This is a genomic window from Luteolibacter arcticus (assembly GCF_025950235.1).
Taxonomy (GTDB): domain Bacteria; phylum Verrucomicrobiota; class Verrucomicrobiia; order Verrucomicrobiales; family Akkermansiaceae; genus Haloferula; species Haloferula arctica.
Window position 1 is genome coordinate 1 of the sequence record NZ_JAPDDT010000015.1, and the last position, 25354, is coordinate 25354.

The window sequence follows — 25354 nt, forward strand, 5'->3', positions numbered from 1 at the left end:
ACCTTTTCGTCACACTACGCCGCCGTTCCGGCAAGCAGGGAGGATGCCGAACACTATTGGCAAGATGCCCCAGCTACTGTTCCTGGCTTTCGCCCAGCTTCTTCCGATAGGTGGCGATCAGCTTGCTCTTCGGAAGTTCCTTCTCGAGCAACCCGAAGAGCGCCTTTGCAACAGACGGGTCCCGCATGCGGATGACCTGATCCATCACGTATTCGTAGGTGTTCTCGGCGTCGAAGCTGGCCTTGAAGTATCCAGCGAGTCCGGCGACGTCCGCGGGCTTGCTTGCACAGACAGCCGTGACGAGGCAGCCAATGGCGTTCTTGTTCAGCTCAAGGCCTTGCTTCGCGTGGGCCAGCGCCGATTTCTCGTCTCCTTCGGAGAAGTGACACCACGCGATGTAATCATGCGCGGTGGCATCCCAACCGGCCGTCGTGCCGTAGCGATTGAAAGCGGTGATCGCCTCGAAGCTACGGTGGAGATTCATCAGGGCGAGACCGCGCAGGAAGTCAGCCCACGGGGATTTCGGCTCGAGTGAAGCGAAATCCTTGATCACCTTGAGCGCGTCGGCCGGCTTGCCCTGCGCGATCAGCCGCTCGGCCTTCAGCTTGAGGGCAAAGGCTTTAAGGTCGTCCGGCGGATTGGCGGCGAGCAGGGCTTCGACCTCGTCGGCGACCGTGACCGACAACTCGAACGTGCTTTGGGTGTCCGCTTGGCTGATCTTGGCCATCAGGTCCAGCAAGGGCTGTCGCCATGGGCGGTCGGCGGGGGCCACGAGACCGAGGATCAGCGTGGACGCCCGATAACCGAGCATCACGTCCTCGCAGTCCACCAATTGCATGCGGCCATCGTGCTCGCGGAACCAGTAGCGGATGACGGTGTCGCGCGAGCCATCGTTCTGCCGGGTGCGCTCCACGTGCAAATGAATCTCCGGGGGAACCACGGTCGTCATGTACGGTCGGTGGGTTTCACCGATGCGCTTTTCAAGATAGGACGCCAGCAGGTCGAAGTGCTCATCGATCGCTGCCTTCGCACGGGCCTTCGCGGCGGCATCCAGTTCACCGAGAAAGCCGCGCCGCTCCAGCTCATCGACCAAGGATCCAGTGGACCAGTTGCCGCGAAGTTTTTCGCGGTCTCCGTCCTTTGCCGCGGCGGCGATTTGGTCGCGAGCGCTGGGCGACGAATTAGTGGCGGAAGGTTCCTTGTCTTCCTCCGCAGCTTCGGGACTCGGGGGTTTGTCGGCTTCCGTCGTTGCCGCGGGCGGATTCGCCGGCGCGGATGGAGATTCCTTCCGGCAGGAGGAGGTGCCGAGGATGAGCGGGACGAAAAGAAGGGAGGCCAAGGGACGCATGAAGCATCTCCTAGCTTCCCGATCGCGATTGGGCGAGATTTTCGTGAATCACTTGAGCGGTTCCAGCTCCACCTTGCGGAACTCGACCTCGGTGCCCTCGGCTTGGAGGGCGATCTTGCCTTTCGTGGCGGTGGACTTGGTGCCCGAATTCACCTCGGTGCCATTCACGGTCACCGTCACGGCGTCGCCCTTGCAGGTGATGACCATGGTGTTCCATTCGCCGAGCGGCTTTTCGGAATCGTCGGTCAGGTTCTTGATGTTGCGCGCGTCGTTCGCTCCGCCGCCAAATTTCTGACCTTCCTTGTGCGGACGGCGCTTTTCCATGTCCGGCACCTCGATGTTTTCCTCGATGCACCAGAAGTCACCCGCATTGCCCGACTGCATCTGCACTTCGATCGACTGCGGGAACATGCCATAGAGCGCGCGCGGCTTCGAGGCGTGGATGAGCACGCCGCAGTTGCCGCCCTTGCCGGGGAAGCGGTACTCCACCGTGAGCTTGTAGTCCCCGAATTCCTTTTCGGTGACCAGATGGCCGAGCGGCTTGCCGAGCGAGACGAGATTGCCATCGCGTATGATGAAGCTCGGCGAGATATCGGGCTTCTTGTCGGCTTCCGGCACATCGGCGGTCCAGCCGGCGAGGTCCTTGCCATTGAAAAGAGCGACCGGTTCCGCGAGAGCGGGTGCGACGAAGAGGAGGGAAAGCAGTGCGATGGATTTCATGGGTAGAGCCTTCTACGGAATACATCGTAGCTTCATTTCCCGGGAAAAGGTGTTTCAAACCGAAAAAACACAAGACGTTTGACGATCATCGAACGAAGGTGGCGCGGATCGCGCTGCTGCAAGGATATCCTCCGATGGGGGAAATCGGGAATATCGCCCATTCCTGCGGCATCTTGGTCAACGTCAATTCCAGCCCCTGCCGCCGAGGCTCTCACCGGTCATGTGGATCGTTCTTTTTGCACTCCGTTATAAGTATACCATCGGCGTCCTAGGCATCCTGATCCTGCTCTTCGGAGTGTTGTCGGCGCGCCGCATGTCCACCGACATCCTGCCGCGCGTCGATAGCCCGGAGATCACCATTGTCTGGAGCTACGGCGGCCTGAGCGCGGCCGAAATGGCCTCGAAGATCTCGTCTTTCTCGGAGATTGCCACGCTCAACAACGTCGATGACCTGCTCGAAGCGCGCTCCGAGACTTCGAATGGAATCGGCCTAGTGAAGCTGAAGTTCCAGCCCTACGTCGATATCAATACGGCGCTGGCGCAGACGACCTCGGTGTCACAGACGATCATCCGCCGGATGCCGCCGGGCACCACGCCGCCGCTGATCGTCCGCACCAGTCCCTCCAGCGTGCCGATCGTGCAGATGGTGATTTCGTCGGACTCGATGACCGGCGGCCAGCTCTTCGACTACGCGCGGCTGACGCTGCGCGCGGCCCTGCAAACCGTGCCCGGGATGCGGATCTCGCTGCCCTATGGCGGCGCGGCGCGGCAGGTGATGGTCGATCTCAATCCCGAAGCGCTGAATGCCTTCGACATCTCGGCGGCCGAGGTGAATGCCGCGGTGGGTCGGCAGAATCTTACGCTGCCGTCAGGATCATTGCGCGAGGGTGGACGTGAGCTGCCGGTGGAACTGAATGCCAGCCCGGAGAATATCCAGGGCTTCCTCGACCTGCCGATCCGCTCGGTGGAGGGACGCACCATCTTGCTTCGCGACTTGGCAAACGTCCGGGACGGCGAGGCGGTCAGCTCTAACATCGCGCGGCTCAATGGCCAGAACGCGGTGATGATTTCCATCCTCAAGCTCGGCAATGCGTCCACCGTGGACATCATCGACGGGATCATGGAACGCATGCCGGAGATCCGCGCGTCAGCACCTCCGGGAATGGCCATCGAGCCGATCTTCGACCAGTCGGTCTTCGTTCGTGCGGCGGTGAAGGGTGTGGAGCATGAGATCTTTCTCGTCGGCGGTCTCGTCGCCGCAGTGGTGCTGCTGTTCCTCGGGTCCTGGCGGTCCACTTTGATCGTGCTGACTTCGATTCCGCTGGCGCTGCTGTGCTCGATCATCGGCCTGAGTCTCGTTGGCGCGACCTTCAATCTGATGACCCTCGGCGGTCTTTCGCTGGCCATCGGTATCCTGGTGGATAACGCGCTGGTCGAGATCGAGAACATCAAGCGCCAGATCGCACTCGGGAAGAGCGTGAAGCAGGCGATCATCGACGGTGCCCGCGAGGTGGCCTTCCCGGAGTTCGTCTCCACGATCTCGATCTGCATCGTCTTCCTGCCGATCTTCCTGCTCAGCGGCACGGCGTCTTATGTGTTCCGTCCGCTCGCGCTGGCGGTGGTGTTCGCGATGATCGCGAGCTATCTGTTAGCCCGGACGCTGGTGCCGACCCTCGCCTCGATTATCCTGCCGGCGGAGGCCGCTGCGGAGAAGAAGCGCGAGGGCAAGCCACCGCGCGGCTTGGGGCTGATTCATCACGGTATCGAACGCGGGGTGGACAAGCTGGCAGAGTTTCAAGGTGGCATCCTGCGGTTCCTGATGCGCTGGAAAGTCGTGATCCTGATCCCGGTGCTGATTGCCGCGGCGATCGGCGTTTTCTCCGCGCTCCACTCGGGTCGCGAGTTCTTCCCGAAGACGGATGCGGGCCTGATCCGCCTGTTTGTTAGGATTCCCAGCGGCATCCGGGTGGAAGACACCGCGCGCGAGATGGCGGATATCCAGCGCGAGATCCGGGCGGTGATCCCCGCGGATGAGTTGCAATTCGTGGTGGAGAATATCGGTGCACCCTCCTCGGTGAACCAGGCGTGGGTCGAGACGACTTCCATCAGCTCCTCCGACGGTGAAATCCTCGTGCAACTCCAGGGCGATCACGGGCCGAGCGTCGGCTATGAAGAGAAGATCCGCGAGATGCTGAAGACGAAGTTCCCCGGCGTACAGGCGTTCTTCCGGCCCGCGGATGCGACCAGCCAGACGCTTGCGTCCGGCGCACCGACCACCTTTGAAGTCCGTTTCATGGGCCGCGATGTTCCCGGAAACCTGGCGCTTGCGAAGCAACTGCGCGAGGACTTCGCGAAGGTTCGTGGCGCGGTGGACGTGACCTTGCGCGAGGTGCTCGATCAGCCCGGATATGCGATCCGCGTCGATCGTGCGCGGGCCGCGACCTTCGGCATCACGCAGCAGGATGCGGCGAATGCCATGCTCGCCGCGCTCGGCAGCGGTGGCTCGGTCGCGCCGAACTACTGGTCGGACCCCTCGACCGGTGCGGCTTACGACGTGCAGGTGATCGCGCCGCCGTCGAACCTCGTTAGCGTGGAGCAACTCCTCAACCTGCCAATCCGCCCCTCCGCCGGTGCTGGCCTGCCGGTTCCGCTGCGTGCCTTCGCGACCGTGGTGGAAAAGCGCGCTCCGGCGAGCGTCTCACGCACCACCCTGCAGCCGACCTTCACGGTCGTTGCGAATGCCTCGGGCCGTGACCTCGGCAGCTTGACCACGGAGCTGGAAGGCATGCTTGCCGGGTTCCGCAAGCAACAGAAGCCCGGCAACAAGATCGAGCTGACCGGCCAGGCGGCCTTGATGAAGTCCGCCTATTCCGAACTCATCGGCGGCCTCGGACTCGCGGCCGTGCTGGTGTTTCTCGTGATGGTCGTGAACTTCCAGTCGTGGACGCTGCCCTTCGTGGCGATCAGCGGCCTGCCGGTGGCGGTGTCGGGCGCGCTCTTCGGTCTGTGGGTCACCGGCACGCCGCTCAGCGTGCCCGCGCTGATGGGCATCATCATGGTGGTCGGCGTCTCCACCGCGAATAGCGTGCTGGTGAGCAGCTTCGCCCGCGACCGCTTCGACGAGGGCGAGACCGCGATGGATGCCGCCATCGAAGCCGCCACCACCCGACTGCGACCGGTGATGATGACCGCGCTCGCGATGATCCTTGGCGTGATCCCGATGGCGCTCGGCCACGCCGAAGGCGGTGAACAAAATGCCCCGCTGGGCCGCGCGGTGATCGGCGGCTTGCTCTTCGGCACCATGGCCTCGCTGTTCATCGTGCCGGTTGCGTTCGCCTTCGTGCGCGCCAGATTTCATCCGAAGAAAGACGAGGGCGAGGAAGCTCTCGAATCCACCGCCATTCCCGAGCCGTCATGATCGCCCGCACGCTTCCACTTCTCTTCGTCGTCTACGCCACAGCTTTCGCGCAGGAGGCAATTACGGTGCGTACCGTGCTTCCGGCTCCGGCGACCGAGGCCCGCACCTTCGACCTGCCCGGCCGCACCGAGCCGGTTGAGCAGGCGCGCATCTTCTCCCGCGCCACCGGCACGGTGAGAGAGCGTCCCGTCGATATCGGCGATCGCGTCAAGGCCGGCGACACGCTCGCGGTGATCGACATTCCCGACATCGACCGTGAGCTGGAAGCCGCGAAGGCCTCGGTCGATCAAGCGGTGGCTCGCGCCGAGATCGCCCGGAGCACTTCCAACCGCACGGCTGGCCTGCTGAATTCGCAGGCCGTATCGAAGGAAGAGGCCGAGCAGCGGCAGGCTTCCGCCGCCGAGTTGGAGGCCGGGGTGCGCGCCGCCAAGGCCGAGGTGGGTCGGTTGGAAGAGCTGCAGAAGTTCGCCGTGGTGAAGGCTCCCTTCCAAGCGACCATCTCCGCGAGGCGCATCGACCGCGGTGACTTCGTGCGCGGCGACTCCGCCACTACCAGCGAGTGGATGTTCCACATCGTGCGGCTGAACCAGCTCCGCTTTGCCGTGGCCGCGACGCCTGATGTGGCGATGCGGCTTTCCTCCGACGCCGAAGCGACGGTGAAATTCGCCGAACTCCCCGGCCGCGCCTTTCCTGCGAAAGTCAGCCGCTCCAGCAATCTCTTCGACACCGCCACCGGCACCATGCGCGTCGAGCTGTTGTTAGAGAATCCGGACTTCACCCTGCCCGCGGGTCTCACCGGCACGGTGGCCTTCAAGCTGAAGCCCGCGCCGGGCACGTTTCTGCTACCGAACAACACGCTCGTCCTGCGCGACGGCAAGTCGCTGGTGGCCGTGGTGGAAGACGGCAAGATGAAGATGATCGACGTGCTGACCGGTCGCAATCTCGGCCCGCAGATGGAAGTCACGTCTGCCGCCTTGAAAGCGGACAGCCAGGTCATCGTCAGCCCGAATGCGATGCTGCGGCCCGGGGACGCCGTCACTGCGAGCCCGCTGGTGGTGGCAGGAAAATAAGGGGTGTGGACGTCCCGTCCACACCGCGTCGACGGAACGTCGACACCCCTAATGTTCCTAACCGAGTTGCCGGGCCGCCTGCAGCGTGTTCTTCATCAGCATCGCAATCGTCATGGGGCCGACGCCGCCGGGGACCGGGGTGATTGCGGTGCACTTCGGCGCGACTTCGTCGTAAGCGACGTCACCGACGAGGCGGTAGCCACTCTTCTTGGTCGCGTCGTCGATGCGGTTGATGCCGACGTCGATGACCACGGCACCTTCTTTCACCCAGTCGGCCTTGACCATTTCCGGGCGGCCTACGGCGGCGACGACAATGTCGGCGCGGCGGCAGATGGCGGGCAGATCCTTGCTGCGGGAATGCGCGACGGTGACGGTGGCGTCCGAGCCCTTCGCCATGAGCAGCAGGGCCATCGGCTTGCCGACGATCATGCTGCGGCCGATGACCACGGCTTCCGCTCCGGCGGTCTTGATCCCGGCGGCGGCGAGCAGGCGCATGCTGCCGGCGGGAGTGCAGGGGACAAAGCCGGTTTTATCCTCGAGCACGAGCTTGGCGACGTTCTCGGGATGGAAGCCATCGACATCCTTGCGCGGGTCGAGCGCGCGGATGATGGCTTCTTCGTCGATGTGTTTGGGCGGCGGGCTTTGCACGAGGATGCCGTGGATGGCCGGGTCGGCGTTCAGCTCGTGGACCACGGCGAGGAGTTCTTCCTGCGTGGTCTCGGCGGGCAAAACGATCTTCCGCGAGTAGATGCCGAGGTCGCCGCAGGTGCGGACCTTCGAGCCGACATAGACGTGCGAGGCAGGGTCGTCGCCCACCAGCACGACGGAGAGTCCGGGCGTGATGCCGCGGGCCTTCAGTTCGGCGACTTCGCTGCGGCACTCTTCGAGCACGGCGGCGGCCACGGCTTTGCCATCAATTACGGAACTCATCGTAGGTCGAAAGTTGGTGCGGCGCCGCGGAGCATGATCTCCTCGAGACGGCGGCGCCACGTTTCGAAGTCATCTTCGGAAAGCCCCCCGGGCACGGCAAGCGCCTCGTCGAAAATGACGCGCACCTTGCTGCCGGGGGCGGGGATCGCGAAACGGTCCCAGGTTTTCAATTCGCGGCAGGACGAATACTCGACATGGATCGGGACAATCGGCGCTCCGCTGGCTTCGGCCAGCTTGATGATGCCGGGCTGGATCACGTGTTTCGGTCCACGCGGGCCATCCGGGGTGATGCACACGTCGGTGTTTTCCCGCAGCGCCTTGCGCATGGCGACCAGCGCGGCCACCCCGCGGCGGGACGACGATCCGCGCACCGAGCCGATGCCGAAGACTCCGACCGCCCTCGCGAGGGCTGCGCCGTCGTGGCTGGCACTGGTGAGAACCACGGCCTGGCGGTGCTTGCCACAAGCCTTCTTCCAGGCGGCGGGCATCGTGAAGATGCGGTTGTGCCACAGGCAATAGATGACCGGGCCGGGTATGCCGCCGGGTTGGGTGAGAGCACAGCGGTCGATGATCTCGAATCGAAGGGTCGCGCACCATGCCTGCATAAGGCGGCCAGCGACGGTGCCGAGCGCGGTGGATTTGCCGCTTTCGCGGACCTCGGAGCGATTGCCGGCCATTAGAGGAAACCTCCCGCATGGAGGGTTTCGACGAGGTACTGCTGGCGGGCCAGCAGGTCCTGATAGAATTCGTGCCGCTGCGGGTCCGGATCGCGGCGGGTGGAGTCGTCCATGGTGACGATGTAGCCGGCGATCTCGTCGAAGCCGAGCGACTCGCCATTGAGCCGGAAATATACCACCGCCGCTTGCATCGCCGCGCCGAGCAACGATCCGCCGGTCACGGCGACCGAGGCGACGGGCACGCCGAAGACATCGGCGAGGAGTTGGTGGAAGGCCGGCCCGGCATCGCGGCTGACTCGCACGCCCGCGGGCTCGAAGCCGAGGTCGCGGAGGCGGCTGAACCCGTAGCCGAATCCCAGCGCGAGACCTTCCGCGGAAGCCCGGGCGAGGTTGCCCGGCGTGAAATTGTCGAGCGTCACGCCGTGGAGAACACCGGTCGCATCCGGGAGGCGTGGCGTGATCTCGCCGCGCAAATACGGCAGGAACAGCAGGCCGTTCGCCCCGGCTTCGGTGCCAGCGAGCGCTTTCTCGAAATCGGCGGCCGACCAGCCGTAGTGGCGGCGGACCAGTTCCAGCGCGGACACGGCATTGGCCATGCCCATGCGGGTGAGCCAGCGGCCGGAGGCATCGCAGAGGATGGCGGCTTCGCCTTGGAAATCGACATTGGGGCGGTCGGACACGGCGGACAGCGAGCCATCCGCCGAGAGATCCGCGACCACGGCGCCATTGCCGGCGGCACCGACCGCGAGCGCGGCGAGGGCCGCGGCCCCCGAGCCCGGTGCGACGATAACGCCATCCGGCAGACCCCACGACCGGCACAGCGCGGGGCGCAGTTGCCCGCGTGGCTGCATCGGGGAAATCCCCGGCGGCAGCATGTCGAAGACGCGGCTGTCGATAAATTCCATCAGCTCGCCGCTCCATTTCCGCTGCGGGACATTGAAGAGACCGGTGGTCGCTGCCGAGCCCGCCTCGATGCCGGCCTCGCCGGTCAGCCAGTAGCCGATGAAATCCTGCGGCGTCATCAGCCGCGCGGCGCGTTGGAAATGATAGGGCTCGTGCTGCTTCAGCCACAGGCACTGGGCAGCGAGCGAACCGGCCTCGACCGGATTGCCGCACAGCTCGATGAGTCCCGGTGCACCGCCGAAAGCTTTTGCGATTTCGTCTGCCTGACGCTGGGCGGACCGGTCGATGCCGAGCTTGGCCGGGCGGACGATGCGATTGTTTTCATCCAGCACCACCATTCCACCGGTCGGCGCGGTGATGCCGATGCCTGCGACTCCGCCGCGGGTGGTGCCGAGGGTTTCGAGCACCTGGCGCATCGCCTGGTCGGCGGCGGAGATCCACGACGCGGGATCCTGCTCGCGATAGCCGTCCGGCAGCCCCTCGACCCATGTGTGGGCGGCCACTGCTTCGGCCGCGACGGTCGCGGCTTCAAGATCCAGTGCCACCACGCGAGTGGCGGCGTGGCCGATTTCAATTCCTAGGAAGTGCATGCCTCGTTGCTCGGGCGAGGGAAGGGGATTCGGTGGGGGATGCGTTAGGCTTTCCGGTAGGGAGGAGCTTGGCAAGCTTGGGCTGAAGGATGAACCGCCAAGACGCCAAGAGCGCCAAGTTTTTGAAGAGGATAAAGAAACCCCTCCCGATCTCCACTTTCATGGTGAACTTGGCGTCTTGGCGGTTCATTTTTCCCCGCGCTTGAATCCCCGCTCACCTGCCCCATCGTCCCGGCGTGAGCGATTTCGAAGAAAAAGTCCGCGAGGCACTTTCGTCACCGAAGAACCAGGGCGAACTCGCCGACGCGGATGCCGTCGGCACGGTCGGCTCGCCCGACTGCGGCGACATGCTGCGGATGTGGCTGAAATTCACCGAAAAAGACGGCAAGAAGGTGATCGACCGGGCGTCGTTCCAGTCCTTCGGCTGCCAGACCGCGATCGCCGTGGCCTCGATGGCGACCGAACTTCTCAAGGGCAAGACCGCCGAGGAGGCACGCGAGCTTTCCGCCAACGAGCTGACCGGCGACCTGGGACCACTGCCGCCGATGAAGATCCATTGCGGCCAACTCGTGGAGGGCGCGCTAAAGAACGCGCTCGACCAGACGCCGGCCGAAGCGCCGAAATTGGTGGGGGCGACCATCTCGGAAGCCATGAAGCAGCCAGCTGGGAAGATCCGGATCGTGCCGTTGGAGTAAGATCCCGGGATTTCCAACTGACACCCGGACCCCTCCTCGCCTAGGCATCGTGGCGTGGGCATCATCCAGGATATTTTCACCTACCCGTTCCGCGGTTCCGGGAAGTACATGATCTTCTTCGGCACGCTGCTGGCGGTGGCGGCCGAGTTGGTGAAGTTCGCGCCTCTGTTCGGTGGCATCGCCTCGCTCATCCTTGCCGCCTACCTGACGGCGACGTATTTCGAGATCATCGAAACGACCGCCACCGGTAGCGATGAGGCGCCGATGTTTCCGAACGTGTCGAGCATGTGGGACGATCTGGTCTGGCCCTTCCTGAAGTCGGTCATCGTGGTGATTGCGTGTTTTTCCCCGGTGCTCATCTACTTCTGGGCAGTGCCCGATGATGCCGTTCAGCCGGTCATCGCTCTCTGTCTGCTGGCCTTCAGCGTGGCCTATTTTCCGATGGCGATGCTCGCCGTGGTGGTCCTCGGGTATCTCGGCGCGATGAGTCCCCATATCGTCTTGCCGTCGATTTTCCGGGCCGGCGGGCTCTACTGGCTGGCCGTGTTTTTGGTGGTTCTAATCGTGATGGCGGAGCGGTTTCTGGGTGGGCTTCTGGTGGGTTCGCCCGTGGTGGGAACGGTGCTGCTGGCCGGGGTTGGGATCATTGCGACCATGCTGAACGGCCGGACCCTCGGAATCGTCTACCGTGAACGGCAGGAGGCGATGGGCTGGATCTAAGAGGGGCTGCCTTTCTTTCTCGCCCTTGGATAAAACGGTGGCTTTCTTCCGTAGCCATCCGATTCACCCGACTGCTGCCCTGTGCTCGAACTCAAGGACGTTTGTTTTACCATCAAGAAGGACGGCGAGGACGTGAACCTCGTCGACAAAGTCACCATTCAGATCCCTCGCGGGCACTTCATGGCGATCGTCGGCCCCTCGGGCTGCGGCAAGACAACCTTGCTGAAGACCATCGCTGGCCTGAACCCGGAGTCTGCCGGGGCGCTGTTCTGGGAGGGGCGGAATCTTTCCGAAGAGGGCGACCTCGACCCCTCCGAGATCGGCTACGTGCCCCAGTTCTCGATCGCCTACGATCCGCTCACTGTCGATGAGTCGGTCGAGGCGGCGACCCGCTTGCGGGTGAAGACGCGGGACATGGAGGAGCTTGACCAGCGGATCGACCGGGTGCTGGAGGAAGCCGGGCTGACCGCTATCGCCGACCGCCGGGTGAAGGTGCTTTCCGGGGGCCAGAAGCGCCGGCTCGGCCTCGCGATGGAGCTGGTTTCCGACCCCAAGCTGCTGCTTTGCGACGAGGTGACCAGCGGCCTTGACCCGCGCTCGGAGCGCGAAATCGTGCGGCTCTTGCACGACCTTTCCCGCCGCGAGGGGCGCATCGTGCTGTCGGTGACGCACTCGCTGGCGCACCTGGAACTCTACGATTCCATCCTCGTGCTGCACGAGGGCCGGGTGGCCTACCACGGGCCGGCGGACCAGTTGAACCACTACTTTTCAGTGCACGACACCGAGGAGGTTTATCCCAAGCTTGCCACCCAGACGTCCGAGCGTTGGCAGAGCTCGTGGATGAAGCACCGCGGACCCTACTACTCGAAGCTGGAGCGGAATCGGACCAAGCTGGTCGATTCCGGCGGCCTGCATCTGCCCGCCGCGCCGGAGCCGGTGCCGACCGAGGAGCTGGAAAAGGACAACGACAAGGAGAAGGAGAAGGAGACCGAGAAGGACAAGCCCCAGCCGGAGAAAGTCCGCACGCCGGGATTCTTCGCGCAATTCACCACGCTGCTTTCGCGGCGCTGGCGGATCTTCTTCCGTGACCGCGGGCAGGTGTTCCTCCAGCTCGCCATCCTGCTGTGTTTCCCGGTGCTGGTGACCCTCTTCTCCGAGGACGCCAATGGCCAGATCGCGAACCTCTCCGACACCCGCCAGACGAACATTCAAGTCGACATCAATGAGCAGCAGACGGTGAAGCAGGATCAGGTCCGGGTTGGCTCGGCGGTGTCAGGGATCATCATGTTCCAAGTCATCCTGCTGTCGCTGATGGCCTCGAACAACTCGGCGCGTGAGATTGCCGGCGAGCGGCCGATTTTCGAAAAAGAGAAATTCGGAGGCCTGAGGCCGACCGCCTATCTGGCGAGCAAGCTTGCGTTCCTCGCTTGCCTGGTCCTTGCCCAGTCACTGTGGATGGCTGTTTTCGTGAACCTTTTCGCGCCGTTCCGTGGAGGCGTAGGGGGGTTCGAGAGCCACATCATCTTCCTGCTGCTGGTGAACGGGGGGATGACCGCGGTCTGCCTGGGCATTTCCGCGCTGATGCGCACGGCCGAGCAGGCGTCGCTTTTGTCGATCTATCTGGTTGGCTTCCAGCTCCCCCTCTCAGGGGCGGTGCTCGCCCTGCCGGAGGGGATCGAGGTCTTCACCCGGCCGTTCATTTCCGCCTACTGGGCGTGGTCCGGCAGCGTCGGCGCGCTGGAGCCCAAGGTCTTGGAAGCGGTCAAGGCGGTCGTCAGCACCTCGATCTCCGCGCGGGAGGCATGCATCTACACGCTGGGCTTCCACGTGGCCGCCGGATTGATCGCGGCATGGATCGGGACCCGGCGGCACCAGTGGGACTGAGGGAAAATACCCACCGAAAAGCCGGGAAAAGTCGTGAAACACCCGGAAAATCGTGGAAAGTTGCCTGCACAGGGAACGTTTAGTGTCTGATACTTCGACGAAACCCTTAATTTTCTCATGGCTCGACGCGCCAGTTCTGGAATCAACCCCGGCCTTCTGATCGGGATCGCCGCTTTCGTGGCTGTCGCCTTCTTTGGCGGCAAGGCCTTCCTCGGAAAGCAAAAGGACGCCTTCTCCAACATGGCGTCCATCAACATGTCCGACGTGATGGATGGCGTCTCCCTGCGCGACAACGAGTATGTCGTCGAGGGCACCGTGGATGAGAAATTCATCAACGGCAACAACCCGAACCAGGTGGTGAGCTTCAAGGTGAATTCGCCTTCCGGGGATCAATTCCTCGGCGTCGAGATCCCTGCCAACCTGACCAAGTTCAACATCGAGCGCGCCCAGCGCTACCGCATCAAGGTCCGCATCCGGGAAGCCGGCATTGCCGTTGCCACCGGCATCAACCCCCTCTGACTTGCCGCCATGAAATCCTTCATTCCCTTTGCCCTGCTCGCCACCACCGCCATCGCGCCGGGTCAGGTGCTGCACCCGGATGCCCGCGACCGCGTGACCAATCCGCCGCAACAGCAGTCGGACGACACGGTGATCCAGCGCCAGCCGGAGCAGAAGAAGCCCGCGGGTTCCCCGTTCGGGAGCGAGCTGCCATTTTTCGACCCGTCCTCGGAAACCGTCGCGTGGAACGGCCACAACTGGGCCGCCACGGACAACCGTGCCCTGGCTGCCCGCTTCGAGCGCTATCTGAACGAGCCGGAAGACCATTCCGACGATGCCCGCGCTTACCGCGAGACCATTGATGCGATCCTGGAACTCGTGTCACCGCATCATGCGGGCGGGCCGGACTTTTCTGGAGCGGTGAAACTGCTGCCGCGGGCCTCGTCGTTCCCCGGCGATGCCAAGCTCTGCGACTCGCTCACCCAGGCGATCTACGCCGCGGTGCTGGCGAAAAAGGACATCGCCTCCACCCGCGCGCTCACCAACGCGATCGAGGAGGAGAAGCAGCGCCTGATCGAGAAGTCCGACTGGAAGGCCGCCACCGAGACCGACCCCGCGCTCAACGAAACCAAGAGTGCTGGCGGCGGCGGAGGAGGAGGCGGCGCTGGTGGCGGAGGCAACAAGGCCCCCGGCAAGGCCAAGGGACCGGCGGAGAACCCGGGTCGCGGCATCGTTTCGCTCGAATACCTGGACTCGGTGAAGCGCATCGCCGAGATCGAGGCGCTCAAGAAGGCCAACACGGCCAAGAACGAGATCCAAATCACCCAGGCCAAGGTCCAGTACCAGGCACTGATGCTGCAGTTCTTCGTGCAGCGTCGCTTCGAACACGTGGTGATGTCGGCGCGCTTCTACCACCAGGTTTTCAAGGACGGCGACAACCGCCTGCACATCGACAAGAAGTCGGAGGTCAACAAGCTCTTCACCGAAAGCCTCGGTGCCAGCCCGACCGTGGCGGCGCTCGACTCGCTCGCCAGCGAGGCCATCCGCGACGTGGACCAGGGAGTGGAGGCCTTCACGTTCCTTGTTGAAAAGAAGGAGTATCAAAGTGCCGCGAAGCGCCTGAGCGAAGCCTACGCGGTGGGCGAATACATGCCCTCGATCCGGGTCCTGCCGCGCGAGCAGAAGCGCCAGGTGCTCGAGTTCGTGCGCGAGTCCTACAAGCTCATCGCCGCGCTCGATTCCAAGGACTACACGACCGCCGGCGACCTGACCAAGAAGCTCAAGGCAATGGCCGGCGACTTTGACGCCACCAAGCCGGAGGCCGCGATCGCGACCTACACGCGGGTCAGCAGCATGCACATCGATTCTGCCAAGCTCGCCGCCTCCAAGGGCGACAACGACAAGGCCGCCCAAGAGATCAAGAACGCGATGGAGGTCTGGCCGCAGAACCCCAAGCTCGCCGAATTCGACAAGCTGGTCGAAGCCGGTGGCGGCATGGCGATCGCCAAGAATGACTTCGACCGTCTGCTCAACGAGCAGAACTACCGCGAGATCTACCGCCGCCAGTATGAGCTCGCTCCGGCCATCGCTGGCGATGCTGCACGCGAGGATGCCTTCAAGCAGATCATCACCAACCTGACCCGCATCGAGGGGGCACTCGGCAAGGCCGCGGAGTTCAGCAAGATGGGCCAGGAAGTGGCGGCGTGGGAGCAGCTCGCCGCCCTGCGCAAGGAATTCCCGGACGATCCGAAGCTCGGGGTCGAGATCGAGAAGCTCGTGTCCAATGGCGAAGAAGTCGGATCCTTCACGCAGGCCTTGAACCGCGCACGCGAGTTCGAGGAACGCCGCGACAAGCAGGTCGGAGCCGCGCTTTCGTGGTACCTCAAGGCACGCTCGATTCATCCGCGCAGCGAGATGGCCGAAGCCGGCATCCAGCGCATGCTCGGGGAGATCCTGCCCGACGGCAGATCGAAGGCCGGGGCGAAGTTGGATAAGGAAGAGTGAGGATCTCTTTTTCCTCGTAGCGGAAGGGCTGCGCCCTTCCGGCTTCTCGCACTCCGCCACCGATCGCCACCCGCGATCACCGGTGCGGACCGCCCCCAGCCGGAACGACGAAGTCGGTTCCGCTACGAAAGATTCCGGAATGTAGCGGAAGGGCTGCGCCCTTCCGGCCGGGCGGGGCTTCTCTGGTGATCCCTACTCCGATTCATCTGGCGAACCGCCCCCAGCCGGAACGACGAAGTCGTTCCGCAACTTCGCTGGCGCGAACCGATATCCCGTGCCGCGCACGGTCTCGATGATCTCCGGCTTGGAGGGATCGGCCTCGACCTTCTTGCGCAGCATCAGCACGTGCTGGTCGAGTGTCCGGGAGTCCGGGAAGTAATCGAGCCCCCAGCACGCATCGAGAAAGGCGTCGCGACTGACCGGCTTGCCCGCATGGCGGTGAAGCAGTTCTAACATCGATACCTCGCGGCGGGTCAGCTCGATCATCCTGCCGTTTCGTTCCGCGCCCAGTGCCTCGGGCCGGACCGTGAGATCCTTCATCGTGAAGACGCGGCCGTTTTCCGGAGCCACCCGTCGCAGGGCCGCGCGGATGCGGGCGATCACCTCGGCGCGGGTGAAGGGCTTGCGAATGAAATCATCCGCGCCGAGGCCCAGCCCCACGACCACGTCGGCTTCCTCGTTCTTCGCCGAGAGGAACAGGATCGGCACGGTGGAATCGGTGGCGCGCACACGGCGGCAGACTTCGAAGCCATCCACGCCGGGCATCATGATGTCCAGGCACAGCAGTTGCGGGCGATGCAGTGCCCACAGCTCCAGGGCCTGCTTGCCATCCGCTGCGGATAGCGTGCGGAAGCCCTCGTCCTCGATGCAGGCGGCAAGCGCTTCGAGCGTCAGCGGGTCGTCTTCAGCAAGGAGGATGGTCATGCGACTTCGGAGTGAACGATGGCGAGGTGCGAAGGTGCTGGCAGATCGAGCTCGAAGGTGGCCCCGCGTTCCGACGAGAGCAGCACCAGCTCGCCGCCCATCCGTCGTGCGAGTTCGCGGGCAATCGCGAGTCCCAGACCGGTGCCGCTGGAGCCTTCGCTCACGCCGCCGTGGACGCGCTCGAAGGCGTCGAAGATCTTCTCGCGGAAACGCATCGGGATACCGGGGCCGTGATCGCTCACCCGCAATTTCAGGCGGTCGTTCTCCATCGAGGTTGTTAGTCCGAGCCAGCCACCGGATGCGGCGTATTTCTCGACGTTGGAGATGAGGTTGCCGGTGATCTGGGCGAGTGCGTCGGGATCGAGCCGGGTGCTGTTAGAAGCGCCGCGCTGCCACTCGACGCAAACCTTTCGCCGGTCGAGCGACGGCTGGAATTGCGCGAGCATGTCTTCCACCACTTGATCCGGAACGCAGGCGACCGGAGTGAGTTCGAGCGTCTTGCGCTCGCTGCGGGAAAATGTGAGCACGTTCGCGACCAGTCGTCCGAGACGGCGGACTTCCTCGTGGATCAGCAACAGCCTTTTCTGCGCCTCCATCGGCCGCGCCTCGAGCGAACGCCCGGCGAGATCGAGATTGAGCAGGATGTTCGTGAGCGGCGTGCCGAGTTCGTGGGACACGCGATTGACGAACGACACCCGTTCCTCCGCCAGTCGCAGTGCCCGGCCCTGCTGGATCTGGAGGAAGATGCCGGCGAGCAGGAGCGAGCACGCGATGGCACCGGCGAGAATCAGCGTGGCGGTATCGTGCGTGGTGCCGGTCTTGAGCCGGTCCCAAGCAAGCACCTGCCATTCGCCCAGGCCGATCCGGTGGGGCAGCACCATGGCTGCGGGACCTGTGCGCTCACCTTGTGGTGTCAGCAACATCTTTCCTCCGGGCCCTTCGATGGCCGCCTGCTCTCCCGCCTCGCGCAGTGGGGCGAGGGGCGCTTCAAGCCACCCGGCAAAGTGCTTCTGGAGCTGCTGATCCAGCTCTTCTTCATCGATGACGAAGGCGACCACTCGGGCGTCTGACGTGCGAATCCAGTGCACGCGGTGTCCGCGCTGAGGTCCCGGCAGCCAGCCCTTGGGAACGTCTCCACCCTCCAGCACTTCCTTGGGCAGCACGACGGTATTGCGGGAGACGATCCGGCCGCCTTCGCCTTCTGCAATCACTTCCGGAATCCGGCTGCTGCTGCCGACTGCGGGCTTTTTGCCACTGATCTCCGACTCCTTGTGGGCGGCGACGAAGACACTGCAGGTGCGGAGCCCGACGAGGTTCTCACAGCGTTTCGCCATCGCCTCATGGTCCAGCCACCCGGACCCGGAAGCGATCTCTTCCAGATGATCCGCATAGAGCCTGTCCAGCCGGTCCAACTCCCCGCGAAGCATGGCCGCAAAGTCGAACAGTCGCGCGCGGTCGACGGGAATCCGGTCCTCCACGGTGCGCTTCGCCAATCGCTCGCCACCCCAGAGCACCAGGGCGGCGGCGGCGAGCATCGGTCCGAAGGTGATCCAGAGGCCACGCATCACTTCTCTTTGACGACTTTAACGATATCACCCGTCACGAAAGAGAACCAGACGCGGTTCGCCGAGTCAGCATCGACCTTCGACACGGGCGGCCGGCTCGGGGTTCCGAGGAGCTGGGGCTGGCCGGAGAGGAGGGTGGTGGCCAAGGTCATCCGCTGGGTTTCGAAGACGGGCATCTCCGCCTCCGAGACGCCTTGGCCCCATTTCACCCGCTCTGCCAGAGTGACGCGGTCGGGAACGATCCGCACGTCGATGACATCGTCATTTTCGCCAATAGTGGGCTCGATTTCCAGGGTGAAGCCCACATTCCGTGTCTCGAATGAGGTGGGTAGCACCGGTGCGGTGGCAGTCGGCGTAGCGGGCGCGGCAGGAGGCGTGGGAAGCGCGGGCTTGGTCCCATCGTTTGGCACCGGGGGAGCCGGTGTCGTATTGGCGGCGTTGCCGTGGTCGAATTCGGTCGGATAAATGTATTCCGAGATGTTCTCCACCATCGCCCTTTCCCCCGACCGCGCCCGGATGACGGAGAAGCTCTCCTGCCTGGCCTGACCCTTGGCAACCCGTGCGGTGATTTCCGCATAGACCTTCGAGTCAGGGAGCTTCTGGTGATACAACGCCGCAGCGTCGGCGAGCTCCAGCGAGAATGTTTCGACGCAGATCGAAACGACCCTCGGCATAAAGGCTTCCCGAGCTGCGGCTTCTTCGGCCGGATTCCGTTTGAAAGGATCGGCGGCGGGTGGTGTTGCTGGATTTCCTTGGGCGTGGAGGCAGGAAAGGGTCAGCAGTCCGGCGAGCAGGGAGCAGGTGGATTTCTTCATAACTCCGCCAGCATCGCAGGTCGGCGGCGTTCGCAGGTCAAATGGATGTCAAAAACACCACGGACCTCCAATTGCGACGATCCTGTCATATTCACGGCCTTTGCGGCCCCTCCATGTGACGCCAGCGTGACACAACTCATGCCGCCGGGGATCTTTCTCATCGACGCGATCGGACCGTTTTTCCGCGGCTGCGAAGGTCGCCGCATCAATTGGTCGAAGATCCCCTTCACCCGCCTGGTCACCACCGGCCCCGAGCGTGAGGCGCAATGGAACGGCATCCGCGAGGACTTGCGCACCTTCACCCGCGAAGTCGCTGCCGCGGGTTTCACGGCGGTCACGCTGGATGATCTCGCGCACCTTGCCGCGCACGCTCTCCATGACGAAGAGACCTCCGGACGTATTGCCGTGCTGCGGGAGGAGTTCGCGGTGCTTTTCGGGATCATCCGCGACGCGGGCTTGGAGCTTTATCTGACCTCGGATGTGCTGCCGGTCTCGCCCGGCGTCGAGGCTTCCATCGGCGATGACCGGGAAAAGCTGGAGCGCTTCTATCAGGAATTGGTGGATGGGCTGCTGCGCGACTTTCCCCAGATCGCCGGCATCGTGCTGCGCATCGGCGAGAGCGATGGCGTGGATGTGAAGGATCCCCTTCGCACCCGGCTTCACGTTCGCAATGCGAAGGAAACGAATCGCCTGCTGCACGACCTGCTGCCGGTCTTCGAGAAGCATGGCCGCACCTTGATCCTGCGCACGTGGACGGTGGGTGCCCATCGTATCGGCGACCTGATCTGGCACCGCCGGACCTTGGCGGACGCGCTCAAGGGCGTCGACTCACCGGCCTTCATCCTCTCGATGAAGTATGGCGAGAGCGATTTCTTCCGCTACCTGCCGCTGAACCGCGCCTTCTTCCGCACGCCGCACCGCAAGATCGTGGAGCTTCAGGCCCGCCGCGAATACGAAGGGGCGGGGGAGTTCCCGAGCTTCATCGGCTGGGACTGCGAGCAGTACGCCCGCGAGTTGCAGGGCGATGCGAATCTCGCCGGCATCTCGGTGTGGTGCCAGACCGGCGGTTGGCACCGCTTCCGCCGGCTCGCGTTCCTGGAAACTGACGACCGTGATTTCTGGCTGCGGCTGAATACCTGCGTTGCGCTGCGGATCTTCCGCCATCGCGAATCCGTGGAGGATGCGGTCGCGCATGTCGTCGGCGTTGAGAAGGCTCCGGCGGTGCTCGAACTGCTACGTCACTCGGAGACGGTGGTGAAGGAGCTACATTACATCGGCGAGTTCGCTTCGCAAAAGCTGTTCTTTCGCCGCGTCCGCATCCCGCCGCTGCTGCACGTTTACTGGGACTGCCTGTTCATCAATCATGCTGTTAGAAAAGTGCTGCGGCATTTCGTGACCGACCCCGAGCGCGCCTTGCGCGAGGGCGAGGCGGCCTACGCGTTGTTTCCGCGGATGATCGAGCTGGCGCGTGCGGCGGACTTGCCGGTGGCGGATATCGAGCATTGGCGGGACTTCTGCCACCTCGTGCGGCTGGCGCGGCGCTACTACTTCCTGCCCTTCGAGCCGGAACTGGCCGAGCGCATCCGGGCATCGAAGAAGGCCTACAAGAAGACCTGGCCGAGCGAGCGGCGGCAGCGCTACCGGATTAAAGTCAACTTCGAGCCGTTCAAGGTGAAGCGGCAGACGCTAGGCTGGCTCTCCTCGCTCCTGCTCCGCCGCCAGCGCGGCTACCGGCTGATCGACCACGTCTTCACGCTGAACTTGCTCGGCCTGATCTTCCGGCTGTTCCGCCCGGGGAAAAGCAAGGCGGTGCCGAAGTTCCTGCGCAAGTCGGCGATGGGGGTGGAGACGTTGTTCCGGTGATGGGTATCACTTGACGTTCAAATCGCGGCCCGGCAGTTACTGCGGTTGTGAAAGCGCTTGGCATGGTGTTAGCGGCATTTGTGGGTCTTACACTCACGGTGATCGCCGGCCGAGGTGATGGCGGTCCACCGACGGCACCTCCATCAGACACAGGGGGTGGCACGACCGGAGGGACCGTCCCGGAGCCTTCGGTCCCGGAATGGAAGGCGAGGATTTTGGCGGCCTATGCCGATGGGACCGTGAGCCGTTCCGAACGACGGGAGATCAACCGATACCTGCGTTCCATGCCGCGGCCCGAGCGATTGGGATACTTGTTGTCTTGGGCCCGATTGAAAGTGCAAGTGGCCAGAATTAGGGATCCGGCTGTTGTTTCAGGTGTGGTTGCTGCGTGGGCACATTCCGATCCCGCCGGCGCGGCGGGGTGGTTGAGCCATCTCCCGGGGCGATAGAAAGCATGGTTCCGGCGCTAGAGCGCTTTGCTTTGAAACGAAGCCGCCCAAGCCGGGTTCGGGCAAAGAAATTGAGCCGCGAAATAACGCGAAAATACGCGAAATCTGTTAGAATAGAGATCTTTCAATGCCTTTAGATTTCGCGCTTTTTCGCGTGATTTTGCGGTTCACTTCAAACTTCCGAGTTGCCCGAAAAGCCGGAACCATTGGTCGCGAATCAGTGGCTACGAAATTTCGGAATATGCTCTAAAGGGGAACCTCATGGTACTCCAGCGCCCACTCCTTCATGAAGCGGACGCGGTTTGGCTCGATGCGATAGACCACCAGCTCGGGATTCTGGGGCGTGCCGAGATACATCCGCAGCAACGGATTCTTCTCCCAGATCGCGTCTAACAGGGAGGTGGCCGTTTCCACTACCGCGGTGCCGGTGATGCGAACCTGATGATGGTGCTCGTCGAGGTAGCAGAGTTCTCCCCGCGAGTTGGCCGCGATCTCGCCGGTCTTGTGGTAGCTGCGGAGATTCGCGACCCACACGGTGAAGCGCTCGACTTTCACCGGCGAGACTGGCCGTAGCCGCGGCTGGCCGTCGTCGTCGGTGGCGAGCATCGGGAACTTGGCCGACTTCATCGTGGCCATCGCCAGTTCGGGAAGCTGCGCGGGATCGACGGGTTCGGGTTGCGGCTTTGCCATGATTCCAAGATCCACACGGCGGCGGCCTTGAGAAGCGGAACTTGCCGACGTCTCCCGGCTTTGCTGGAATGACGAGTGTTCCGTGAGTCGGTGCGCTTGCTGCGGAAATAGGAACCGCCAAGACGCCAAGTTCGCAAAGTAGATGGTTCACTTCAACTCCATTGCCTTGGCGTCCTTTGCGTCTTGGCGGTGAAAAATCCTCTCCCGATCCTGTTATCGATGAAACCCTCGCTCGCCTTTCTGTTTTGCCTCGTCGCGCCGCTGGTCGCGGAAGAACGCCCGACCTTCTATCCCTTCGATATCACGCTCGGCGGCACCAAGGCGGAGATGAAGGCCGGCAACGAACTCTTCGCCGAAGTTGGCAAGCCCGTCACCGCCGATGCCGTGCTCGCGCTGGAGAAAGAGGTGCCGATGCTCATCGTGAATGCTTTCCCCTGCAAGGAGGACGGCACGGTCGAAGAAGCCCAGGCCGCGGCGATCATCTTCGCGAACAACGTCAAGGAGGTGAAGCTCGACGCCACCATGGACAAGAAGAAGCTCGCTCCGGGCACCTACCTCGCCAACGTGGTTGCCGAGGGGAAGACCTCGCGCATCGTCTTCACCGTGGCTGCGCCGGACGCGAAGCCGAAGGTCGATTTCTCGAAGGTCCTGGGGTTTCTGAAGAAGAAGGCGGGACAGTAACCTTTCCCGCGCAAGGGGCGGAACGATGAGCGGGCGTAGCACCGTTGCTCCGACCGCACCTAACGGAACGGCGCAGCCGTTCCGCTACCCACCCACCTTCAAGCTCATCCCCATCTCGCGGAAGATCCGGTCGCGGGCGGCGAGGTAGCCGTGGGAATCGAGGTCGCGCGGGCGGGGGATGTCGATCGGGAGGCTGAGCTGTACCGTCGCCGGGCGGCGGCTCATCACCAGCACGGTATCGGCGAGCTGCACTGCTTCCTCGATGTCGTGGGTGACGAACAGGATCGTCTTCTTTTCTTCTTGCCAGATCCGCACCAGGTCGGCCCGCATCTTAAGGCGGGTGATGAAGTCGAGCGCGCCGAAGGGCTCGTCCATGTAGATGATGTCGGGCGCCGAGGCGAGCGCGCGGGCGATCTCGACGCGCTGGCGCATGCCGCCGGAAAGCTCGCGCGGATAGCTCTTCTCGAAGCCGGTCAGGCTGACCATGTCGATGTAGTGGCGGACGATCTCGCTTCGCTCCTTCTCGCTCTTGTCGGAAAGTCCGAAGCCGACGTTGTCCTCGACGGTGAGCCACGGGAACACGCCGTTTTCCTGGAAGACGAAGATGCGCTTGGGATCCGGGCCGGTGACGGGCTTGCCTTCCACCACGGCCGTGCCGGAACTCTGCTTGAGAAATCCGCCGATGATATTGAGCAGCGTCGATTTGCCGCAGCCGGACGGGCCGACGATGCAGACAAACTCTCCGCGCTTCACGCTGAGATTGACGTTCTCGAGCACGTGGACCTGCTCACCCTTGCGCTTGCCGGGGAAGGTCATCCAAAGGTCGCGGACTTCGATGGCGTGGTCGTTGGTCACGTCAACCTTCGAGGTGGGGAGTTCGCTATTCAATGTTACGGAGGCGTTCATTTGTTGGCATAGCCCCAGCGGACTTCGTCGAATTTCTCGAGCTGGCGCACCGCGAAATCGAGTGTGAGACCGATCAAGCCGATCATCACCATGCCGGCGACGACGAGGTCATAGCGTTTTCCCGCATTGCGCGAATCGATGATCAGGTAGCCGAGGCCGGAATCGACCGCGATCATTTCGGCGGCGACCACCACCAGCCATCCGATGCCCAGTGAGATGCGCAGGCCGGTCAGGATTTGCGGCAGGCATGCGGGAAGGATCACCTGGCGGAAGAGTTGACTGTCCTTCAGGCCAAAGTTGCGCGCCGCGCGGACGTAGACGGGCTGCATGTTGGCCACTGCCGCCGCGGTGGAGGTGATGATCGGGAACACGGCCGCCAGGAAAATCAGGAAGACCGATGCGACATCGGTGACTCCGAACCACAGGATCGCCACGGGAATCCAAGCGATTGGGGAGATCGGCCTGAAGATTTGAACCACCGGATTGAATGCAGCGGAAGCGGGGGCGTACCAGCCCAACAGCAAGCCGAAAGGCACCCCTAACAAAGTCGCCAGTCCCAAACCCCACGTGACCCGGAACAGCGACGCCATCGTGTATTTGAGCAGAACGCCTTTTTGCACCAGTTCGATGAGGCCGAGGACGACCTGCCACGGTGTGGGAAATATGTCGCTGCCGGTAAGTTTCACGGCGAAGTGCCAGGCGAGGAGGAAGAACGCGGCAACGCCAAGCGGGAGGGTCAGTTCTTTCTTCATTTGCCTGCTTCGAGATCTTTTAGCGCCTGCGCCGGTGAATAATCATACGCCTTCTTCTGCGACTCGACCGCCTCGCTGAAGCGAGTGTCGGTGTAGTCTTCAAAATGGGCGGTACCTTTGAGGATACCGGATTGAACACCGAGCTTCTCGATCTCCTCGAAGTTCGCGCGTTGCAGGGCAAGGTTGCTGTAGGTCACGCGATCGGGCGGCTTGCTGAGCACGAATTCCAGCAGGCGCGGATGCTGATTGTAGTAGCGCTTGGAAACGAACTGCGCGGTCGCCGAGCGGTTCTCGGGGCCTTTGTCGATCCACATGCCGCTGTTGGCGATGCCGCTGACGAGCTTCTGCACGCGGTCGGGATGGTCGCGGATCTCATCCTCGTGCACCGCCAGCACGCAGGAGATGAAATTCGGCCAGATGTCCTTGGTCAGATAGAGCACGCGGCCGTAACCATCGAGTTCGCACTGGCCCATGAAGGGTTCGCCGCTGGTCACCGCATCCACCGATTTCGAGTAGAGGCCGGCCGGCATGTCCGGCGGTGGCATCTCGATCAGTTTGATGTCGTTGATGCTCATTCCGGCGTTGTTTAGCGCGCGGAAAATCAGCAACCGCTGGTTCGAGTAGCGGTTCGGCACGGCGACGGTCTTGCCGCGGAGGTCGGCGATGCTGCGGATGTCCGAGTCCTTCTGAACCATCAGCGCGGTGCCGTCGCGGTGGCCGAGGTAGACGATCTTGATGGGCACACCCTGCTCGCGCAGCGCGATCGCCATCGGCGCGAGGATGAAGGTGGCTTTGGTGTGGCCGGAGATGAAGGCCTCCTTGAGCTCCGGCCAGCCGCTGAATTTCATCGGCTCGTACAGGCCCTCACCCTCGAGATTGCGATTGATGAAATCGGTGACCGGGCAGGTCAGGTGGCAGGTGACCGGCAGGAAGCCGATTTTCATCTTCTTTTCCTCCTCCTTTTGAAACCACTCGGATGGCTTCATGTTCAGGTATACATGGCCGACGGAAACGGCCGTCACCCAGAGGATTGCGGCGAAAGCGAATGTGCGGCGGAGCGTCATCAGGAGAGTGTCTTGCCGCAAAAAGAGGAACCCGGCGGCTCCGGGCTTGGCAATTCCTTTGTAGCGCCAGAGGTAGCGGTGAATTGCACTTTCGACGGGCGCGGAGATTGCTTGTTTCCGGGCCTGCGGGCTAAAATCGCCGCGTTCCCCGACTTCCTTTGGAGATGCCACGTCTTTCGAAAGATCAA

General features: G+C 63.2%; 21 protein-coding genes. 9 read left to right on the forward strand and 12 right to left on the reverse strand.

Annotated features, from left to right (window positions below; translation table 11 throughout):
• Positions 1-73: 73 nt before the first annotated feature.
• Positions 74-1339: a tetratricopeptide repeat protein gene (locus OKA05_RS23430; protein ID WP_264489634.1), complete on the reverse strand. Its 1266-nt coding sequence runs from the start codon at positions 1337-1339 to the stop codon at positions 74-76.
• Between the two features lie 57 nt (positions 1340-1396).
• Positions 1397-2068 (reverse strand): 3-keto-disaccharide hydrolase, encoded by a 672-nt coding sequence (locus tag OKA05_RS23435; protein WP_264489635.1) that lies wholly within the window; start codon positions 2066-2068, stop codon positions 1397-1399.
• 220 nt (positions 2069-2288) lie between these two features.
• Between OKA05_RS23435 and OKA05_RS23440 the strand changes: the two genes are divergently transcribed.
• Together OKA05_RS23440 and OKA05_RS23445 are read left to right on the forward strand one after the other, a co-directional pair.
• Positions 2289-5486, forward strand: a complete 3198-nt coding sequence (locus tag OKA05_RS23440; RefSeq protein ID WP_264489636.1) for an efflux RND transporter permease subunit — start codon at positions 2289-2291, stop codon at positions 5484-5486.
• Positions 5483-6556: an efflux RND transporter periplasmic adaptor subunit gene (locus OKA05_RS23445; RefSeq protein ID WP_264489637.1), complete on the forward strand. Its 1074-nt coding sequence runs from the start codon at positions 5483-5485 to the stop codon at positions 6554-6556. The genes OKA05_RS23440 and OKA05_RS23445 overlap by 4 nt, the downstream gene beginning before the upstream one ends.
• A gap of 57 nt (positions 6557-6613) precedes the next feature.
• Here the strand turns inward: OKA05_RS23445 and folD are convergent, their stop codons facing one another.
• The 3 genes from folD to OKA05_RS23460 are packed head-to-tail and all read right to left on the reverse strand — an operon-like array spanning position 6614 to position 9656.
• Positions 6614-7486 carry a bifunctional methylenetetrahydrofolate dehydrogenase/methenyltetrahydrofolate cyclohydrolase FolD gene (gene folD / locus OKA05_RS23450; protein WP_264489638.1) on the reverse strand — a complete coding sequence of 291 codons (873 nt, stop codon included), beginning with the start codon at positions 7484-7486 and terminating at the stop codon, positions 6614-6616.
• Positions 7483-8163: a lysophospholipid acyltransferase family protein gene (locus tag OKA05_RS23455; protein WP_264489639.1), complete on the reverse strand. Its 681-nt coding sequence runs from the start codon at positions 8161-8163 to the stop codon at positions 7483-7485. The genes folD and OKA05_RS23455 overlap by 4 nt, the downstream gene beginning before the upstream one ends.
• Entirely contained in the window at positions 8163-9656 is a 1494-nt protein-coding gene (locus OKA05_RS23460; protein WP_264489640.1) for an FGGY family carbohydrate kinase, read from the reverse strand. The genes OKA05_RS23455 and OKA05_RS23460 overlap by 1 nt, the downstream gene beginning before the upstream one ends.
• A gap of 236 nt (positions 9657-9892) precedes the next feature.
• Between OKA05_RS23460 and OKA05_RS23465 the strand changes: the two genes are divergently transcribed.
• From OKA05_RS23465 to OKA05_RS23485, 5 genes are all read left to right on the forward strand, one after another.
• Positions 9893-10351, forward strand: coding sequence for an iron-sulfur cluster assembly scaffold protein (locus OKA05_RS23465; protein ID WP_264489641.1), 459 nt, complete (start codon positions 9893-9895; stop codon positions 10349-10351).
• A gap of 54 nt (positions 10352-10405) precedes the next feature.
• Positions 10406-11071, forward strand: coding sequence for a hypothetical protein (locus tag OKA05_RS23470; protein WP_264489642.1), 666 nt, complete (start codon positions 10406-10408; stop codon positions 11069-11071).
• Between the two features lie 81 nt (positions 11072-11152).
• Complete coding sequence (locus OKA05_RS23475) at positions 11153-12955, forward strand: ABC transporter ATP-binding protein/permease (protein ID WP_264489643.1); 1803 nt, start codon at positions 11153-11155, stop codon at positions 12953-12955.
• Between the two features lie 117 nt (positions 12956-13072).
• On the forward strand, positions 13073-13474 hold the full coding sequence (locus OKA05_RS23480; protein WP_264489644.1) for a hypothetical protein: 402 nt from the start codon (positions 13073-13075) through the stop codon (positions 13472-13474).
• 9 nt (positions 13475-13483) lie between these two features.
• Entirely contained in the window at positions 13484-15457 is a 1974-nt protein-coding gene (locus tag OKA05_RS23485; RefSeq protein WP_264489645.1) for a hypothetical protein, read from the forward strand.
• 192 nt (positions 15458-15649) lie between these two features.
• Here OKA05_RS23485 and OKA05_RS23490 read toward each other — a convergent pair whose 3' ends face one another.
• Genes OKA05_RS23490 through OKA05_RS23500 form a run of 3 tightly spaced genes read right to left on the reverse strand, consistent with a single transcriptional unit; the run spans position 15650 to position 18761 of the window.
• Positions 15650-16381 (reverse strand): response regulator transcription factor, encoded by a 732-nt coding sequence (locus OKA05_RS23490; protein WP_264489646.1) that lies wholly within the window; start codon positions 16379-16381, stop codon positions 15650-15652.
• The gene (locus OKA05_RS23495; RefSeq protein WP_264489647.1) at positions 16378-17946 is read right to left on the reverse strand and encodes a sensor histidine kinase; all 1569 of its coding nucleotides are present in this window, start codon (positions 17944-17946) and stop codon (positions 16378-16380) included. The genes OKA05_RS23490 and OKA05_RS23495 overlap by 4 nt, the downstream gene beginning before the upstream one ends.
• Positions 17946-18761 carry a hypothetical protein gene (locus OKA05_RS23500; RefSeq protein ID WP_264489648.1) on the reverse strand — a complete coding sequence of 272 codons (816 nt, stop codon included), beginning with the start codon at positions 18759-18761 and terminating at the stop codon, positions 17946-17948. Before OKA05_RS23500 ends, OKA05_RS23495 begins: the two co-directional genes overlap by 1 nt.
• A 138-nt stretch (positions 18762-18899) precedes the next feature.
• Between OKA05_RS23500 and OKA05_RS23505 the strand changes: the two genes are divergently transcribed.
• Positions 18900-20624 (forward strand): hypothetical protein, encoded by a 1725-nt coding sequence (locus OKA05_RS23505; protein ID WP_264489649.1) that lies wholly within the window; start codon positions 18900-18902, stop codon positions 20622-20624.
• Positions 20625-21319: 695 nt separating this feature from the next.
• On the opposite strand, the gene OKA05_RS23510 is transcribed toward OKA05_RS23505, so the two are convergent.
• Positions 21320-21763 carry a pyridoxamine 5'-phosphate oxidase family protein gene (locus OKA05_RS23510; RefSeq protein ID WP_264489650.1) on the reverse strand — a complete coding sequence of 148 codons (444 nt, stop codon included), beginning with the start codon at positions 21761-21763 and terminating at the stop codon, positions 21320-21322.
• A gap of 219 nt (positions 21764-21982) precedes the next feature.
• Between OKA05_RS23510 and OKA05_RS23515 the strand changes: the two genes are divergently transcribed.
• Positions 21983-22444 (forward strand): hypothetical protein, encoded by a 462-nt coding sequence (locus OKA05_RS23515; RefSeq protein ID WP_264489651.1) that lies wholly within the window; start codon positions 21983-21985, stop codon positions 22442-22444.
• A gap of 84 nt (positions 22445-22528) precedes the next feature.
• Here OKA05_RS23515 and OKA05_RS23520 read toward each other — a convergent pair whose 3' ends face one another.
• From OKA05_RS23520 to OKA05_RS23530, 3 genes are read right to left on the reverse strand one after another with little or no spacing between them, the layout of a single operon-like run.
• Positions 22529-23350, reverse strand: coding sequence for an ABC transporter ATP-binding protein (locus OKA05_RS23520; RefSeq protein WP_264489652.1), 822 nt, complete (start codon positions 23348-23350; stop codon positions 22529-22531).
• Positions 23347-24102, reverse strand: a complete 756-nt coding sequence (locus tag OKA05_RS23525) for an ABC transporter permease (protein WP_264489653.1) — start codon at positions 24100-24102, stop codon at positions 23347-23349. The genes OKA05_RS23520 and OKA05_RS23525 overlap by 4 nt, the downstream gene beginning before the upstream one ends.
• Positions 24099-25166, reverse strand: a complete 1068-nt coding sequence (locus OKA05_RS23530) for an ABC transporter substrate-binding protein (RefSeq protein ID WP_264489654.1) — start codon at positions 25164-25166, stop codon at positions 24099-24101. The genes OKA05_RS23525 and OKA05_RS23530 overlap by 4 nt, the downstream gene beginning before the upstream one ends.
• Between the last annotated feature and the right edge of the window lie 188 nt (positions 25167-25354).

What these genes read in the sequence shown, in the direction of transcription:
- OKA05_RS23435 (WP_264489635.1), bottom strand. Translation starts at nt 2,068, where the DNA reads ATGAAATCCATCGCACTGCTTTCCCTCCTCTTCGTCGCACCCGCTCTC.
- OKA05_RS23440 (WP_264489636.1), top strand. Translation starts at nt 2,289, where the DNA reads ATGTGGATCGTTCTTTTTGCACTCCGTTATAAGTATACCATCGGCGTC.
- OKA05_RS23445 (WP_264489637.1), top strand. Translation starts at nt 5,483, where the DNA reads ATGATCGCCCGCACGCTTCCACTTCTCTTCGTCGTCTACGCCACAGCT.
- folD (WP_264489638.1), bottom strand. Translation starts at nt 7,486, where the DNA reads ATGAGTTCCGTAATTGATGGCAAAGCCGTGGCCGCCGCCGTGCTCGAA.
- OKA05_RS23455 (WP_264489639.1), bottom strand. Translation starts at nt 8,163, where the DNA reads ATGGCCGGCAATCGCTCCGAGGTCCGCGAAAGCGGCAAATCCACCGCG.
- OKA05_RS23460 (WP_264489640.1), bottom strand. Translation starts at nt 9,656, where the DNA reads ATGCACTTCCTAGGAATTGAAATCGGCCACGCCGCCACTCGCGTGGTG.
- OKA05_RS23480 (WP_264489644.1), top strand. Translation starts at nt 13,073, where the DNA reads ATGGCTCGACGCGCCAGTTCTGGAATCAACCCCGGCCTTCTGATCGGG.
- OKA05_RS23485 (WP_264489645.1), top strand. Translation starts at nt 13,484, where the DNA reads ATGAAATCCTTCATTCCCTTTGCCCTGCTCGCCACCACCGCCATCGCG.
- OKA05_RS23490 (WP_264489646.1), bottom strand. Translation starts at nt 16,381, where the DNA reads ATGACCATCCTCCTTGCTGAAGACGACCCGCTGACGCTCGAAGCGCTT.
- OKA05_RS23495 (WP_264489647.1), bottom strand. Translation starts at nt 17,946, where the DNA reads ATGCGTGGCCTCTGGATCACCTTCGGACCGATGCTCGCCGCCGCCGCC.
- OKA05_RS23500 (WP_264489648.1), bottom strand. Translation starts at nt 18,761, where the DNA reads ATGAAGAAATCCACCTGCTCCCTGCTCGCCGGACTGCTGACCCTTTCC.
- OKA05_RS23505 (WP_264489649.1), top strand. Translation starts at nt 18,900, where the DNA reads ATGCCGCCGGGGATCTTTCTCATCGACGCGATCGGACCGTTTTTCCGC.
- OKA05_RS23510 (WP_264489650.1), bottom strand. Translation starts at nt 21,763, where the DNA reads ATGGCAAAGCCGCAACCCGAACCCGTCGATCCCGCGCAGCTTCCCGAA.
- OKA05_RS23515 (WP_264489651.1), top strand. Translation starts at nt 21,983, where the DNA reads ATGAAACCCTCGCTCGCCTTTCTGTTTTGCCTCGTCGCGCCGCTGGTC.
- OKA05_RS23520 (WP_264489652.1), bottom strand. Translation starts at nt 23,350, where the DNA reads ATGAACGCCTCCGTAACATTGAATAGCGAACTCCCCACCTCGAAGGTT.
- OKA05_RS23525 (WP_264489653.1), bottom strand. Translation starts at nt 24,102, where the DNA reads ATGAAGAAAGAACTGACCCTCCCGCTTGGCGTTGCCGCGTTCTTCCTC.
- OKA05_RS23530 (WP_264489654.1), bottom strand. Translation starts at nt 25,166, where the DNA reads ATGACGCTCCGCCGCACATTCGCTTTCGCCGCAATCCTCTGGGTGACG.